We start from the raw sequence: 14,378 nt of genomic DNA on the forward strand, positions 1-14,378 counted from the left end.
CGGCAAGCCGGAGCAAAAGCCAGAGCCGCTGCTGGGCGTCCTGCTTTTCTCTTGTAGCTTGCAGCTTGAAGCTTGGAGCTGCCGCCTATGAACCTCTCCGGACCCTTCATCAAACGCCCGGTGGCGACCATGCTGCTGTCACTGGCGATCATGCTGCTGGGTGGCGTCAGCTTCGGCCTGTTGCCGGTGGCGCCGTTGCCGCAGATGGATTTCCCGGTGATCGTGGTCCAGGCCAGCCTGCCCGGGGCCAGCCCCGAGGTCATGGCCTCCACCGTGGCCACGCCCCTGGAGCGTTCCTTCGGCGCCATCGCCGGGATCGACACCATGAGCAGCCGCTCCAGCCAGGGTTCGACCCGGGTGATCCTGCAATTCGACCTGGGTCGCGACATCGATGGTGCGGCGCGGGAAGTGCAGGCGGCGATCAACGCCTCGCGCAACCTGTTGCCCAGCGGCATGCGCAGCATGCCCACCTACAAGAAGGTCAACCCGTCCCAGGCGCCGATCATGGTGCTGTCCTTGACCTCCGACGTGCTGGAGAAGGGCCAGCTCTACGACCTGGCCTCGACGATCCTGTCCCAGAGCCTGTCCCAGGTTCAGGGGGTGGGCGAGGTACAGGTCGGTGGCAGCTCGCTGCCGGCGGTGCGCATTGAACTGGAGCCGCAACTGCTCAACCAGTACGGGGTGGCCCTGGACGACGTACGCAACGCCATCGCCAATGCCAACCAGCGCCGGCCCAAGGGCTCGGTGGAGGATGACCAGCGGCTGTGGCAGATCCAGGCCAACGACCAGCTGGAGAAGGCCCGTGATTACGAACCGCTGATCATCCACTACAACAACGGCGCGGCCCTGCGCCTTAAGGACGTGGCCAAGGTCAGCGATGGCGTCGAGGATCGCTACAACAGCGGCTTCTTCAACGACGACGCCGCCGTGCTGCTGGTGATCAACCGCCAGGCCGGGGCCAACATCATCGAGACGGTGAACGAGATCAAGGCCCAGTTGCCGGCGTTGCAGGCGGTGCTGCCGGCCAGCGTCAAGCTCAACCTGGCCATGGATCGCTCCCCGGTGATCAAGGCCACCCTGCATGAGGCGGAGATGACCCTGCTGATCGCCGTGGTCCTGGTGATCCTGGTGGTGTTCCTGTTCCTGGGCAACTTGCGCGCCTCGGTGATCCCGACCCTGGCAGTACCGGTATCGCTGGTGGGCACCTTCGCCGTCATGTACCTATACGGCTTTTCCCTGAACAACCTGTCGCTGATGGCGCTGATCCTGGCCACGGGATTGGTGGTGGACGATGCCATCGTGGTCCTGGAGAACATCTCCCGGCATATCGACGAGGGTGTGAAGCCGCTGAAGGCTGCCTACATGGGGGCCAAGGAGGTGGGCTTCACCCTGTTGTCGATGAACGTCTCGCTGGTGGCGGTGTTCCTGTCGATCCTGTTCATGGGCGGGATCATCGAGAGCCTGTTTCGCGAGTTCTCCATCACCCTGGCGGCGGCCATCGTGGTCTCGCTGGTGGTGTCCCTGACCCTGACGCCCATGCTCTGCGCCCGCTGGCTCAAGCCCCACCTGCCGGGACAGGAGAATGCCCTGCAGCGCTGGAGCCGGCGCAGCAACGACTGGATGGTCGGCAAGTACGCCAGCAGCCTGGACTGGGTGCTACGGCATCGGCGCCTGACCCTGCTCAGCCTGCTGCTGACCATTGGCGTCAACGTCGCCTTGTATGTAGTGGTGCCCAAGACCTTCATGCCCCAGCAGGACACTGGCCAGTTGATCGGTTTCGTCCGTGGCGACGACGGCCTGTCCTTCAGCGTGATGCAGCCGAAGATGGAGATCTTCCGCCGCGCCGTGCTCAAGGATGAGGCGGTGGAGAGCGTGGCCGGCTTCATCGGTGGCTCCAACGGCACCAACAACGCCTTCATGCTGGTGCGCCTGAAACCCATCAAGGAACGCAGTATCTCGGCGCAGAAGGTCATCGAGCGCCTGCGCAAGGAAATGCCCAAGGTGCCCGGGGCCCAGCTGATGCTGATGGCCGACCAGGACCTGCAGTTCGGTGGTGGCCGCGAACAGACCACCTCGCAGTATTCCTACATCCTGCAGAGCGGCGACCTGGGCGAACTGCGCGAGTGGTACCCGAAGGTGGTCGCGGCGTTGCGGGCCTTGCCCGAGCTGACCGCCATCGATGCCCGGGACGGCCACGGTGCGCAACAGGTGACCCTGGTGGTGGACCGTGACCAGGCCAAGCGCCTGGGGGTGGACATGGACATGGTCACCGCGGTGCTCAACAACGCCTACAGCCAGCGGCAGATCTCCACCATCTACGACAGCCTCAACCAGTACCAGGTGGTGATGGAGGTCAATCCCAAGTACGCCCAGGACCCGATCACCCTGAACCAGGTGCAGGTGATCACCGCCGACGGGGCTCGGATCCCGTTGTCGACCATCGCCCATTACGAGAGCAGCCTGGAAGACGATCGGGTCAGCCACGAGGGCCAGTTCGCCTCGGAGAGCATTTCCTTCGACATGGCTGAAGGCATCACCGTGGAGCAGGGCACCGCCGCCATCGAACGGGCGATCGCCAAGCTGGGCATGCCCGAGGACGTGATCATCAAGATGGCCGGCACCGCCGACGCCTTCGCCGCCACCCAGAAAAGCCAGCCGTTCATGATCCTCGGTGCGCTGCTGGCGGTGTACCTGGTGCTCGGGGTGCTCTACGAGAGCTACATCCACCCGCTGACCATCCTTTCTACCTTGCCCTCGGCCGGCGTCGGCGCCTTGCTCTCGATCTACGTGCTGGGCAGCGAGTTCAGCCTGATTTCGCTGCTGGGGCTGTTCCTGCTGATCGGCGTGGTGAAGAAGAACGCGATCCTGATGATCGACCTGGCGCTGCAACTGGAACGGCATGAGAAGCTCGATCCGCTGCAGTCGATCCGCAGTGCCTGCCTGCAGCGCCTGCGGCCGATCCTGATGACCACCCTGGCGGCGATCCTCGGCGCCTTGCCGCTGCTGCTGGGCACCGCCGAGGGCTCGGAGATGCGCCAGCCCCTGGGCCTGACCATCATCGGTGGCCTGGTCTTCAGCCAGATCCTGACCCTCTACACCACCCCGGTGGTCTACCTCTATCTCGACCGCCTGCGCCACAAGTTCAACCACTGGCGTGGGGTCCGTACCGATGCCGCTCTGGAAACGCCGCTATGACCGAACACTCGTCCCGTCCCGTTTCGCTGTTGTCCGCCCAGCGCCTGGCCATGGCCCGGGGCTCACGGGCCCTGAGCCTGGGCCTGTGCGTGCTGTTGCTCAGCGCCTGCGCCATCGGTCCCGACTACCAGCGACCCGAAGTGGCCGAGCCTGCGCAATACAAGGCCGCCGAGGGCTGGCGCCAGGCCAGTCCCAGCGATGCCCTGGCCCGTGGCGCCTGGTGGGAGCTGTATGGCGATACCCAGCTCAATGGCCTGGTGGCCCAGCTCAATAGTGCCAACCAGAGCGTGGCCCAGGCCGAAGCCCAGTACCGCCAGGCCCAGGCCCTGGTGCGCAGTTCCCGCGGGGCGTTCTTTCCCAGTGTCGACCTGAGTGCTGGCAAGACCCGCGCCAGCCAGGGCACCGGCAGCAGTAGCTCGGCCCTGAGCAGTTCCAGCAGCGGTATCCGCGACACCTATAACACCCAGCTGGGGGTGAGTTGGGAGGCCGATATCTGGGGCAAGCTGCGCCGTGGCCTGGAGGCCAACGAGGGCAGTGCCGAGGCGAGCTTCGCCGACCTGGCGGCCATGCGCCTGAGCCAGCAGTCCGAACTGGTGCAGAACTACCTGCAACTGCGGGTGATCGATGAGCAGAAGCGCCTGCTGCAAGATACGGTGGTGGCCTATCAGCGGTCCCTGACCATGACGCAGAACCAGTACCAGGCCGGAGTCGCCGGCAAGGACGCGGTGGCCCAGGCCCAGACCCAGCTCAAGAGCACCCAGGCCGACCTGATCGACCTGATCTGGCAGCGCGCTCAGTTCGAGAACGCCATTGCGGTGCTGATCGGCGTGCCGCCGGCCGAGTTCAAGCTGGCCGAGGTGCAGAACGTCCCGCTACTGCCCCAGGTCCCCCTGGGCGTGCCTTCGCAATTGCTGGAGCGGCGCCCCGACATCGCCTCGGCCGAGCGGGCGATGATGGCGGCCAACGCCAATATCGGCGTGGCCAAGGCCGCCTATTATCCGGACCTGACCCTGAGCATGGCCGGCGGCTATAGCAGCAGCACCTACTCCAACTGGATCACGTTGCCGAACCGTTTCTGGTCGGTGGGGCCGAAACTGGCGATGACTCTGTTCGATGGCGGCCAGCGCTCGGCGGAGGTGGACCGCACGGTCGCGGTATACGACCAGACCGTGGCCAAGTACCGGCAGACCGTGCTCGACGGCTTTCGCGAGGTCGAGAACTACATGACCCAGCTCAAGGTCCTGGGGGACGAGGCGGGCGTGCGCCAGCAGGCCCTGGACTCGGCCCGCGATGCCCTGCGCCTGACCGAGAACCAGTACAAGGCCGGGCTCATCGGCTATCTGGATGTGGTCACCAGCCAGACCACCGCGCTGAGCAATGAGCGCAGTGTCCTGAGCCTGTTGCAGAGTCGCCTGATCGCCAGCGTGCAACTGATCGCGGCCCTGGGCGGCGGCTGGGATGGCCAGTTGCAGGTCAGCGAGCAGAAGTAGCCGGGAGCGGGGCAGCCATGGAGTCCCGCCACGACCGCGCGATACACAGCCTTCGCGATCGTCGTCAGCAGCTACAGTATTTGCTGTCGACGCCGATAAAGCAGGAAGCAACCGAGATTGTCCGGCGCCGGTCGAAAGACGCTCCTGTGAATGTGCCAAGGCCATGTCCATGAGCTTTGTAGGGGCTTGTGGACCCTCTGTCAGACTGATGGCCTTTTGCTAACTTTATGGATGCGTTATTTCCTGCAATCAGTACAATCTGCGGTTTTGCCCGCCGCGCAGGGATGTCGGCACAACGGCCAAGAGACGCCTAATGCTCATCGGTAGCTACTCCCCCGCACTGGTCCTGATCTCCATTTTCGTGGCGATCCTCGCTTCCTATACCGCTCTGGATCTCACCGGCCGCATAGCCACCGCCCAGGGACGCGCGGCCTACCTGTGGATGGGCGGCGGCGCTTTGGCCATGGGCATCGGCGTCTGGTCCATGCATTTCATCGGCATGCTGGCCTTTTCATTGCCCATCGACCTGGGCTACGACATTGGCCTCACCGCGCTGTCGTTGCTGATTTCCTTCCTGTCTTGCGGCTTCGCCCTATGGCTGGTGAGCCAGCCGCGCCTGCCAGTGATGCAGTTGCTGTTCGGGGCGCTGATCATGGGCTCGGGAATCAGCGGCATGCACTACACCGGCATGGCGGCCCTGCGCATGCAGCCGGGTATCGACTACGACCCGCAGCTGTTCGGCGCTTCGCTGCTGATCGCCTTCGGCGCGTCGCTGGCGGCGCTGTGGATCGCCTTCCGCCTGCGCCAGAACACGCCCTACGTACGCCTGGTGCGCACCGGCGCGGCGATCATCATGGGCTTCGCCATCGTCGGCATGCACTACACCGGCATGGCCGCCGCACGATTTTCCGGGGGCAGCTTCTGCGGTGCCCTGGCCGACGGCCTGAGTGGCAAGGGCCTGGACAACCTGGTGCTGATCACCACCCTGGCGGTGTTGATCATCGCCTTGCTGACCTCGGTGCTCGATGCTCGCCTGGAGGCGCGCACCGCCGTGCTGGCGCAGTCCCTGACCGAGGCCAACAAGGAACTCACCCAACTGGCCCTGCACGACACCCTGACCGGCTTGCCGAACCGCATCCTGCTGGCCGACCGCATCGACCAGGCCATGCACCGGGTCACCGCCCACGGTGGCTGCTTTGCCCTGATGTTCATCGACCTGGACGGTTTCAAGCCGGTCAACGACGCCTTCGGCCACCACATGGGCGACCAGCTCCTGCGCGAGGTGGCCCAGCGCCTGCGCGAGGATCTGCGCAGCGAAGATACCCTGGCCCGGATCGGCGGCGACGAGTTCGTGCTGCTGGTGCAGCTTGCCGAGCCCGACGACGCCTTGCGCCTGGCGTCGCGCCAGGTGGGCTTGGTATCGCGTTCGTTCAAGGTGGCCGAGCACGAGCTGCAGATCTCCGCCAGCATCGGCATCGCGGTGTATCCGGGCAATGGCCAGAGCGCCCAGGAACTCTTGATGAACGCCGATGCCGCGATGTATCACGCCAAGGGCACCGGCAAGAACGGCTACAGCTTTTTCGATGCCTCGATGAACAACAATGCCCGGCGCCAGCTGCAGTTGCTCCAGGACCTGCGCAATGCCCTGGAACACCATCAGTTCCGCCTGCACTACCAGCCCAAGTTCGATGCCGTCGACGGCCGGCCGGTAGGGGCCGAGGCCTTGTTGCGCTGGGAGCATCCGCAGCACGGGCTGCTGATGCCGGACAAGTTCATCGAGCTGGCGGAGAAGACCGGCCTGATCATTTCCATCGGTGAGTGGGTGCTGGACGAAGCCTGCCGGCAGATGCAGCAGTGGTACGCCGAGGGTTATACCGATTGGCGCATCGCGGTGAACCTGTCGGCCATGCAGTTTTGCCATGGGGGGCTGGTCAACAGCGTGTCCGGCGCCTTGCAGCGCTACCACCTGCCGGCCAACAACCTGACCCTGGAGATCACCGAGACCACGGCGATGCATGATGCCGATGTCAGCATGATCGTCCTGCAGCAATTGGCGGACATGGGCGTGGACCTGTCCATCGACGATTTCGGCACCGGCTATTCGAGCCTGATGTACCTCAAGCGCCTGCCGGCCAACGAACTGAAGATCGACCGTGGCTTCGTCCGTGACCTGGAGCACGACAGCGATGACGCCGCCATCGTTTCGGCGATCGTCGCCCTGGGCCAGGCCCTGGGCCTGCGGATCGTCGCCGAAGGGGTGGAGACCGGTGTGCAGCGGACCTTCCTCACCGAGCTTGGGTGCGATTCGCTGCAAGGCTACTACCTCGGCCACCCTATGCCTCCCGAGCGATTCCTCCAGGGCTTGCGCCAGAACCTGCAGAAACTCGAACGCGAAGCCTGAGTCCTGCAGGCAGCTGCGCCGCCGCAACCCCTGGCGCACGATGCTCCAGGCTCGCCCCATTACCTGGTCCTGCGCCCGCCGTGCAGGCGTGCGCAGCCTGCGGCAGCGGCTGCACAGAGCCTGTGCCTGGCCGATCGCGCCAAGGGCGGCCAGTTGCGGTTTTCATCACTGGCTGCGCGGTGTTTAATGGCTCGCGTTGAAATGATCAGTGAGGGAGTTGGCAGCATGGACAAAGTCATCGTCATCACCGGTGGCGGGCGGGGGATCGGCGCAGCCACGGCGTTGCTGGCCGCGCAGCAGGGTTTCAAGGTGTGCATCAACTACCAGGCCGACGAGCAGTCGGCCCAGCAGGTCCTGGAGCAGGTCCGGGCCCTGGGCGCCCAGGCGATCGCCGTACGGGCCGATGTCAGTATCGAAGATGAAGTCATCGGCCTGTTCCAGCGGGTCGACGCCGAGCTGGGCCGGGTTACGGCGCTGGTCAACAATGCCGGCACCGTGGGGCAGAAGTCGCGCCTGGAGGAAATGTCCGAGTTCCGCATCCAGAAGATCATGAAGACCAACGTCATGGGGCCGATCCTCTGCGCCAAGCACGCGGTGCTGCGCATGTCGCCGCGCCATGGCGGGCAGGGCGGCAGCATCGTCAACGTGTCATCGGTGGCGGCGCGCCTGGGTTCGCCTGGCGAGTACATCGACTACGCGGCTTCCAAGGGCGCGCTGGACACCTTCACCATCGGCCTGGCCAAGGAAGTGGCGGGCGAGGGCATCCGCGTCAACGCCGTGCGCCCGGGCTATATCTATACCGATTTCCATGCGCTCAGCGGCGATGCCGACCGTGTCAGCAAGCTGGAGAGCGCCATCCCCATGGGCCGCGGCGGGCGTCCGGACGAGGTGGCCGAGGCCATTATCTGGCTGCTGTCGGACAAGGCCTCCTATGCCACCGGCACCTTCGTCGACCTGGGCGGCGGTCGCTGATTCCTGGTCCATGAGCCGGTTTGTCGGCCAATAGCCCCTTAGCCTGGCACCAGACTGCGGATGCCAGGGTTCAGGGCAACGCGTCGACGGTGCGGCGGCGGGGCATGATCAGCAAGGCCAGCAGTAACCCCAACAGGCCGGTGCCATAGCTCATCGACAGCGGCAGCAGGCGACTCAGGGTTTCGCCAGGGCGTATGCAGTTGTAGCCAAATCCATAGCCCTGTTCATCTGCCCAGACTCCCGGGACCTTGGTCACCGGTACCGATTCCGATGGCGCCAGTTGCTCATCCGAGAGCTCCAGCTTGGCATGGCTCGCTTCACGTGCCGCCAGTTGTTCGATGGCCTGCAACTGGGCATCGTTGCAGCGGCTCTCGCTCCAGTTGTGCAACACCAGCAAGGCCGATAGCAGCAACAGCAAAGGCACTGGATAAAAGCGTCGGGTCGGCAACAGGGGCGCTACCAGCAGTCCGGCCAGGAAACCGGCCAGCAGCAGGTTGGCCCAGTACCAGCTGCCGCCTTCCCAGCTCGGCAGCATTGTCAGCATCAGCATCGGGGGCAGTACGACGCGGGCGAACAGCAGGCACAGGGCTGCGGTGAGGAGGGTGACCAGCAGGGTCTTGATCCAGGATTTCATGGCTGTTACGTCGCGTGTATGAGTGGAGCCAAAACGGCATGCATCAGGCCTGTGCCGCCTGCCCGGGTATATTCGGTGGGGTGAATCGGCGGGCATATTGGAGCATGTCCCGGGGATAGATCATGTGCCGCACCGCGCTATCGTCCAGGCCGTAGAGGTAGACGATGGCCGCGGCCTCGAAGGCCCAGTAGCCGAAGTAGCCGCCATCGTCGTCGAAACTATGGCTGTCGTGCCACGGAGCGTGCACGAAGGCCGGGTACCACTGGTTGCAGTACTCCACCAGCAATTCTCGGGCTTGCGCCGGGTCCTCGTGGTAGATCGCGCGCACCAGGGGCGTGTAGACCTCGTGGTACCACTCATCCACCTCCACCCGGTCGGCCAGGAAACCCTTGAGCAGATCCTCGATCAGCACGTCCTCGCCATGGTAGCCGGCCCGATCCTGCAACAGCGCCACCCGTGGCAGCAGGTCGCTGCGTTGCAGGAGGATGCACAGGCTGATGACCTGTACGTACTCCTCGAAGTCATGAGGGTAGTGATCGATCGCCAGGGGCGCGATGTCCGGCAGTTCTTCATAGCGCGCCAGCTTGCGCTGGTAGTCCTCGTAGCTCTCCACCACTGCGTCCAGGGCCTGGGCCAGCGCTTGCATGGGCTCGCCAGCGGTGTAGCCGAGGATCAGCCGGTGCAGGCGCGCTTGCTGCACCTGCCGGGCCTTGAGGGAGGCTTCCTGGAGGGGGCAGTCGGCCTCCATGGAGTGCTCCTGCCAGAAGGCCTCGGTGCCTTCCAGGTGCTCGCTGAGCTGGTAGTAGTGTTTGTGGCTGAGAAACACTTGCCTGCGGTTCATCGCGCTCGCCTCGGTTCAATAGGGGATCAGGGTGAAAGCCGGCTTGCGCTCGGACGCTTCCAGCAGCAGGGTCGGCAGGTCCACCTCGGTAGGCTCAAGGCACAGGATGCCGAGCTCCTCCTCCAGGGCTGGGCGGTCGGCCGCCAGTGCCTGGATCGGCAGGCGTTGGTAGGGGCGTGGGTCTTCGCCGTAGTAGACCTTGGCGGTGCCGGCAGGGATGCCTTCCAGGCGGGCGAAGCCTTCTTCGTCGAGGTGCCCCTGGATTTGCGAACCGTCGGTGAAGACCACCCGGTAGGCGGCACCGGACACGGGTTCGAGGTTGGAGTAATGCAGGTTCAGTTCCAGCCAGTGGCCGTCGCCGGTGAGGTGCTCCATGCCCTGGTTGATGGCTTGTGGAATGCTGGCGGCCTCGCGGGCCGCGGGCAAGGTGCTGCTGGTACTGGCATTGCCTGCCGATTGCGGCTTGGGCGACAGGGCCGGGCCCTGGCTGTGGGCCAGGGCCGAACTGTTGCGTTGCACCGCCAGCCACGGTGCGATGCGTTGCTGCACCGCTTGCATGAGCATCTGGCTGTGGTCCCGGGCCTCGTCCAGGTTGTGCAGCACCAGTTGCTGCTGGCGTGGGGCAAGGCCTGCGAAGGTCGAGGACGCCTGCACGCCACGGACGATCTCTGGCATTTCCTCGGTCAGGCGAGCGGAGTCCAGGGATTTTTCCAGTAGTTGTTCCGGGCTGGTCTTGATCCGGCAGCTCAGCAGCGTATGGCGGATCAGGTCGAAGAGTTTCTCGGCGTGGCGCCAGGGGGCGCGGTTGATCTGGCGCAGGATGAGCTTGAGTTCCTGCCCGGGGCCGGGGATCCAGCCGATCAAGGCCAGGGCCAGGTCGAAGAGGGCGTCTGCTTCGTCCTGGTCATTGTTCACTGCATCCAGTTCGAGGATCGCCTGGACCGTATCGTAGGCGTTGAGCTCCTGGGCCAGCAGCGGCAGGCGACCGCGCTTGATGGCTTGGCTCAGTTCGGCCTTGGCTTCTGGATAGTCGTCGTAATACAGGTCTTCGACCATGCCGTGCTCCTTCCCTGGAAAATTCGAGCGCGGATGCTGCACCAGTGCCTGCCTGGGGGCAAGTCGTTTGACCACCAAGGGCGTATCTCTGCGACCGCTGCGCGCCTGTGCACAGCCTGCGGCAGCGGCCATACGAAGCGAGTCCGCAGCCGCTGTCGGGACTGCGCCAAGGTCCGCAGGACCTCAAGCGTTCGGCCAGTCAAGCACAGGCTGCGCTCGGCGGGGGTCAGAACGAGCGGATGATCCGCCCCAGGGTCTCCATGGCCTTTTCCATCGTCTCGTTCCAGGGGCTGCCGTAGTTGAGGCGAATGCAATTGCGAAAACGCTGGGTCGGGGAAAAGATCGGCCCGGGGGCGATGCTGATGCCCTGGGCCAGGGCCATCTGGAACAGTTTCAGCGAGTCCATCTGCGGCGGTAGCTCCAGCCACAGGAAGTAGCCGCCAGCGGGCTGGCTGACCCGGGTCTGGGCCGGGAAGTGCCGGGCGATCGCCGCCAGCATGGCGCTTTGCTGTTCTTCCAGGGCATAGCGCAGCTTGCGCAGGTGACGGTCGTAGCCGCCATGTTGCAGGTAGTCGGCGATCGCCGCCTGGGCCGGCATCGAGGCGCACAATGAGGTCATCAGCTTGAGCCGTTCGATCTTCTGTGCGTAGCGCCCGGCGGCCACCCAGCCGATGCGGTAGCCCGGGGCCAGGCTCTTGGCGAAGGACCCGCAGTGCATCACCAGGCCCTCGGTATCGAAGGCCTTGGCCGGTTTCGGGGCTTGCTGGCCGTAGTACAGCTCGGCGTAGACATCGTCCTCGATCAGCGGCACCTGGTGCTGGCGCAGCAGTTCCACCAGTTCCTGTTTCTTGGCCTCGGGCATGCTCGCGCCCATGGGGTTCTGGAAGTTGGTCATGCACCAGCAAGCCTTGATCGGATGGCGCTCCAGGGTCTGGGCCAGGACCCCCAGGTCGATGCCGTCCCGTGGGTGCACGGGAATCTCCACCGCCTTGAGCTTGAGTCGCTCCAGGACCTGCAGGCTGGCATAGAAGGCCGGGGCCTCGATGGCCACCAGGTCGCCGGGTTCGGTCACGGCCTGCAAGCACAGGTTCAGCGCCTCGAGGGCGCCGTTGGTGATCAGCAGCTCCTCCATGGGCAGCATCAGCCCCGCCACCATGTAGCGCAGGGCGATCTGCCGCCGCAGCTGCGGGTTGCCCGGCGACATGTCGGTGACCACCACCCGTGGGTCCATCTCGCGGCTGGCGCTGGCCAGGGAGCGGGACAGGCGCTGCAGGGGGAACAGGGTCGGGCTGGGGAAGGCCGAGCCGAAGGGCACGGTACTCGGGTCCTTGATCGAGTCGAGCACCGAGAACACCAGCTCGCTGACATCGACTTCGGTGGATTCGTTGACTTCGCTGCTGATCACCGGCTCGGAGAATGGGCTGGGCGCGTGGGCATTGACGAAGTAGCCCGAACGCGGACGGGCACGGATCAGCCCGCGGCGTTCCAGCAGGTAATAGGCCTGGAACACCGTCGACGGGCTGACCCCATAGGTCTGGCTGGCATAGCGCACCGAAGGTACGCGCTGGCCAGGACCCAGGACCCCGGAACGGATCAGTTCGGCGATGTCATCGGCGAATTTTTCGTAGCGTTTCATCTGCGGTGCAAGATCCAGTCTGGTCATCGGTGCGACATGCGTGAGGTAGCGAGAGTAGGGACTGCGACCCGCGGGCGCCAGGAAGGTCCAGGGCGCCCGCGGGTGCTCGTGGCGTGGCCCGGGATATCCCTCGCCACGGCATTCTAGAGGTTCAGCGGTTCATCGGCGCGACAAAACGACTCGCCGCCACGGCCTGGATGCCCGGATCGTCGCTATCGCTGACCTTGAAGCTGATGTCCTGGGAACTGCTTTGCGGGCGTTCCTGGACCAGCGCCACCGAAACCGGCAAGTCGATGATTTCACCTGGAGCCAGGCTCAGCTCGGTCTTGCCTTGCAGCTCGAAGCCTTCGCCATCCACCAGGGCTACCTGGTATTGCTGGCGTTGCTGGGTCTTGTTGATGATCTTCAGGCTGTAGATGTTCTCGATCTGCCCCAGGGCGTTCTCGCGGAACAGGCCACGGTCCTTGGTCACGTCCAGGGACACCATCGGCCGTTGCACCAGGGCCAGGGTCAGCGCGCCGATCATCACCAGCATCACTGCGCAGTAGCCCACCAGGCGCGGCCGCAGCAGGTGGGTCTTGCCCCCTTGCAGCTCATGTTCGGAGGTATAGGAGATCAGGCCGCGGGCGTAGCCCATCTTGTCCATGATCGAGTCGCAGGCATCGATGCAGGCGGCGCAGCCGATGCATTCCATCTGCAGGCCGTCGCGGATGTCGATGCCGGTGGGGCATACCTGCACGCACAGCTGGCAGTCGATGCAATCGCCCAGGCCGACGTCGGCGGGCTTGACGTCGCGCTTGCGCGGGCCTCGGCTTTCGCCACGGGCCGGGTTGTAGGAAATGGTCAGGGTGTCCTTGTCGAACATCACGCTCTGGAAGCGGGCATAAGGGCACATGTGCATGCACACTGCTTCGCGCATCCAGCCGGCATTGATATAGGTGGCGCCGGCGAAGAACACTACCCAGAACAGGCTCAGGCCGCCGATCTGCAGGGTCATCAGTTCCTGGGCCAGGGGCCGGATCGGAGTGAAGTAGCCAACGAAGGTCAGGCCGGTGAGCAGGCTGATGCCCAGCCACAGGGTGTGCTTGAGGGCACGGCGGGCCAGCTTGTTGGCGCTCCAGGGCGCGGCCTGCAGCTTGATCCGCTGGTTGCGGTCGCCCTCCGTGACCTTTTCGCACCACATGAACAGCCAGGTCCAGGAACTCTGCGGGCAGGTATAGCCGCACCACACCCGGCCGGCGAACACCGTGATGGAGAACAGGCCGAAGGCGCAGATGATCAGCAGCGCCGAGAGGAGGATGAAGTCCTGGGGCCAGAAGGTGGCGCCGAAGATATGGAACTTGCTTTGCGCCAGGTCCCACAGCACTGCTTGGCGTCCGCCCCAGTTCAGCCAGACGGTGCCGAAGAACAAGAGGAACAGGAACCCTGCGCCGCTCATGCGCAGGGTGCGGAACAGGCCGCTGAAACTACGGGTATAGACGTGTTTGTCGGTGCTCTTCGTCTTCATCTGTTTAGGGCGTGAAGGTTCGAAGGTCTCTACTAATCGGACGGGGATTCTTTCGCTCATGGTCGTTCGCTCATAGCCTCCATCAGGCCGCGCAACTATGACCACGGATCTGTTTGCATAACAGACTCAGCTATTTGATAAAAAAGCGGATCAGATGGCCTTTCCAGGAGGCCTGCGACAACTTGCTGCACCCCGGCAAGTTCCCCAGGGACCTGGCCCCGCAGGCTGATGGCACAGGGCTGCGGGGCGGACCCTGATCCAGGTCAGTCAAATCACCGAATCACCCCCGGAGGCCTTGAGGTGGCGTCGGCCGTCGGTGGCACCTGCTACGGTCAATGCGTCGGCTTCTGCTTCGGTGATGTAGATCCGCTCGCCCTTGATCTCCACCGCCGACATTGCCCTGGCGCTGTCGGTGATGATGGTCACGGCACTGGCGGGCAGGCGTTCGTGGAGGGTCTGGGTGTCGAAATAACAGTGCTGCTGTTCGATGCGCAGGCTCATGTCGGGTACCTCCTGGCGATGGCTATACAGGTTAGGGCCCGCAGCGCGGCCAGGGTTCGCCGCCGGCGATCAACGGCGGCCAGGCAATGGGTCGGCACCATCTGCCCGACGCCGCGGTCCATTCTTAAAGAAGCCCATGTCCCGC

At 64.6% G+C, this 14,378-nt stretch carries 10 protein-coding genes; 4 read left to right on the forward strand and 6 right to left on the reverse strand.

Annotated features, from left to right (window positions below; genetic code table 11):
- Window positions 1-87: 87 nt before the first annotated feature.
- The 4 genes from AC3WK8_RS07195 (at window position 88) to AC3WK8_RS07210 (ending at window position 8,058) form a co-directional block, all read left to right on the forward strand.
- A complete protein-coding gene (locus AC3WK8_RS07195; protein WP_103324234.1) occupies window positions 88-3,195 on the forward strand; it encodes an efflux RND transporter permease subunit in 3,108 nt (1,035 codons plus the stop codon).
- Window positions 3,192-4,685 carry an efflux transporter outer membrane subunit gene (locus AC3WK8_RS07200; protein ID WP_103324233.1) on the forward strand — a complete coding sequence of 498 codons (1,494 nt, stop codon included), beginning with the start codon at window positions 3,192-3,194 and terminating at the stop codon, window positions 4,683-4,685. The genes AC3WK8_RS07195 and AC3WK8_RS07200 overlap by 4 nt, the downstream gene beginning before the upstream one ends.
- 313 nt (window positions 4,686-4,998) lie before the next feature.
- Window positions 4,999-7,086: a putative bifunctional diguanylate cyclase/phosphodiesterase gene (locus AC3WK8_RS07205; RefSeq protein WP_085597493.1), complete on the forward strand. Its 2,088-nt coding sequence runs from the start codon at window positions 4,999-5,001 to the stop codon at window positions 7,084-7,086.
- A 225-nt stretch (window positions 7,087-7,311) separates the two neighbouring features.
- Window positions 7,312-8,058 (forward strand): SDR family oxidoreductase, encoded by a 747-nt coding sequence (locus tag AC3WK8_RS07210; protein ID WP_022639007.1) that lies wholly within the window; start codon window positions 7,312-7,314, stop codon window positions 8,056-8,058.
- A gap of 70 nt (window positions 8,059-8,128) precedes the next feature.
- Here AC3WK8_RS07210 and AC3WK8_RS07215 read toward each other — a convergent pair whose 3' ends face one another.
- The 6 genes from AC3WK8_RS07215 to AC3WK8_RS07240 form a co-directional block, all read right to left on the reverse strand.
- Window positions 8,129-8,692, reverse strand: coding sequence for a hypothetical protein (locus AC3WK8_RS07215; RefSeq protein ID WP_103324232.1), 564 nt, complete (start codon window positions 8,690-8,692; stop codon window positions 8,129-8,131).
- A gap of 43 nt (window positions 8,693-8,735) precedes the next feature.
- A complete protein-coding gene (locus AC3WK8_RS07220; protein ID WP_103324231.1) occupies window positions 8,736-9,533 on the reverse strand; it encodes a PoNe immunity protein domain-containing protein in 798 nt (265 codons plus the stop codon).
- A 15-nt stretch (window positions 9,534-9,548) separates the two neighbouring features.
- On the reverse strand, window positions 9,549-10,589 hold the full coding sequence (locus AC3WK8_RS07225) for a hypothetical protein (protein WP_103324230.1): 1,041 nt from the start codon (window positions 10,587-10,589) through the stop codon (window positions 9,549-9,551).
- Between the two features lie 226 nt (window positions 10,590-10,815).
- The gene (gene mapR, locus AC3WK8_RS07230; protein ID WP_053130369.1) at window positions 10,816-12,225 is read right to left on the reverse strand and encodes a GntR family transcriptional regulator MpaR; all 1,410 of its coding nucleotides are present in this window, start codon (window positions 12,223-12,225) and stop codon (window positions 10,816-10,818) included.
- Window positions 12,226-12,376: 151 nt separating this feature from the next.
- A complete protein-coding gene (gene ccoG, locus AC3WK8_RS07235) occupies window positions 12,377-13,792 on the reverse strand; it encodes a cytochrome c oxidase accessory protein CcoG (RefSeq protein WP_103324229.1) in 1,416 nt (471 codons plus the stop codon).
- Window positions 13,793-13,999: 207 nt separating this feature from the next.
- The gene (locus AC3WK8_RS07240; protein ID WP_085597499.1) at window positions 14,000-14,233 is read right to left on the reverse strand and encodes a DUF3203 family protein; all 234 of its coding nucleotides are present in this window, start codon (window positions 14,231-14,233) and stop codon (window positions 14,000-14,002) included.
- Window positions 14,234-14,378: the final 145 nt, after the last annotated feature.

This window comes from Pseudomonas sp. FW507-12TSA (assembly GCF_058781435.1).

Excerpts from the sequence above, each read along its gene's own strand:
- AC3WK8_RS07195 (WP_103324234.1), top strand. The coding sequence starts at position 88 with ATGAACCTCTCCGGACCCTTCATCAAACGCCCGGTGGCGACCATGCTG.
- AC3WK8_RS07200 (WP_103324233.1), top strand. The coding sequence starts at position 3,192 with ATGACCGAACACTCGTCCCGTCCCGTTTCGCTGTTGTCCGCCCAGCGC.
- AC3WK8_RS07205 (WP_085597493.1), top strand. The coding sequence starts at position 4,999 with ATGCTCATCGGTAGCTACTCCCCCGCACTGGTCCTGATCTCCATTTTC.
- AC3WK8_RS07210 (WP_022639007.1), top strand. The coding sequence starts at position 7,312 with ATGGACAAAGTCATCGTCATCACCGGTGGCGGGCGGGGGATCGGCGCA.
- AC3WK8_RS07215 (WP_103324232.1), bottom strand. The coding sequence starts at position 8,692 with ATGAAATCCTGGATCAAGACCCTGCTGGTCACCCTCCTCACCGCAGCC.
- AC3WK8_RS07220 (WP_103324231.1), bottom strand. The coding sequence starts at position 9,533 with ATGAACCGCAGGCAAGTGTTTCTCAGCCACAAACACTACTACCAGCTC.
- AC3WK8_RS07225 (WP_103324230.1), bottom strand. The coding sequence starts at position 10,589 with ATGGTCGAAGACCTGTATTACGACGACTATCCAGAAGCCAAGGCCGAA.
- mapR (WP_053130369.1), bottom strand. The coding sequence starts at position 12,225 with ATGAAACGCTACGAAAAATTCGCCGATGACATCGCCGAACTGATCCGT.
- ccoG (WP_103324229.1), bottom strand. The coding sequence starts at position 13,792 with ATGAGCGAAAGAATCCCCGTCCGATTAGTAGAGACCTTCGAACCTTCA.
- AC3WK8_RS07240 (WP_085597499.1), bottom strand. The coding sequence starts at position 14,233 with ATGAGCCTGCGCATCGAACAGCAGCACTGTTATTTCGACACCCAGACC.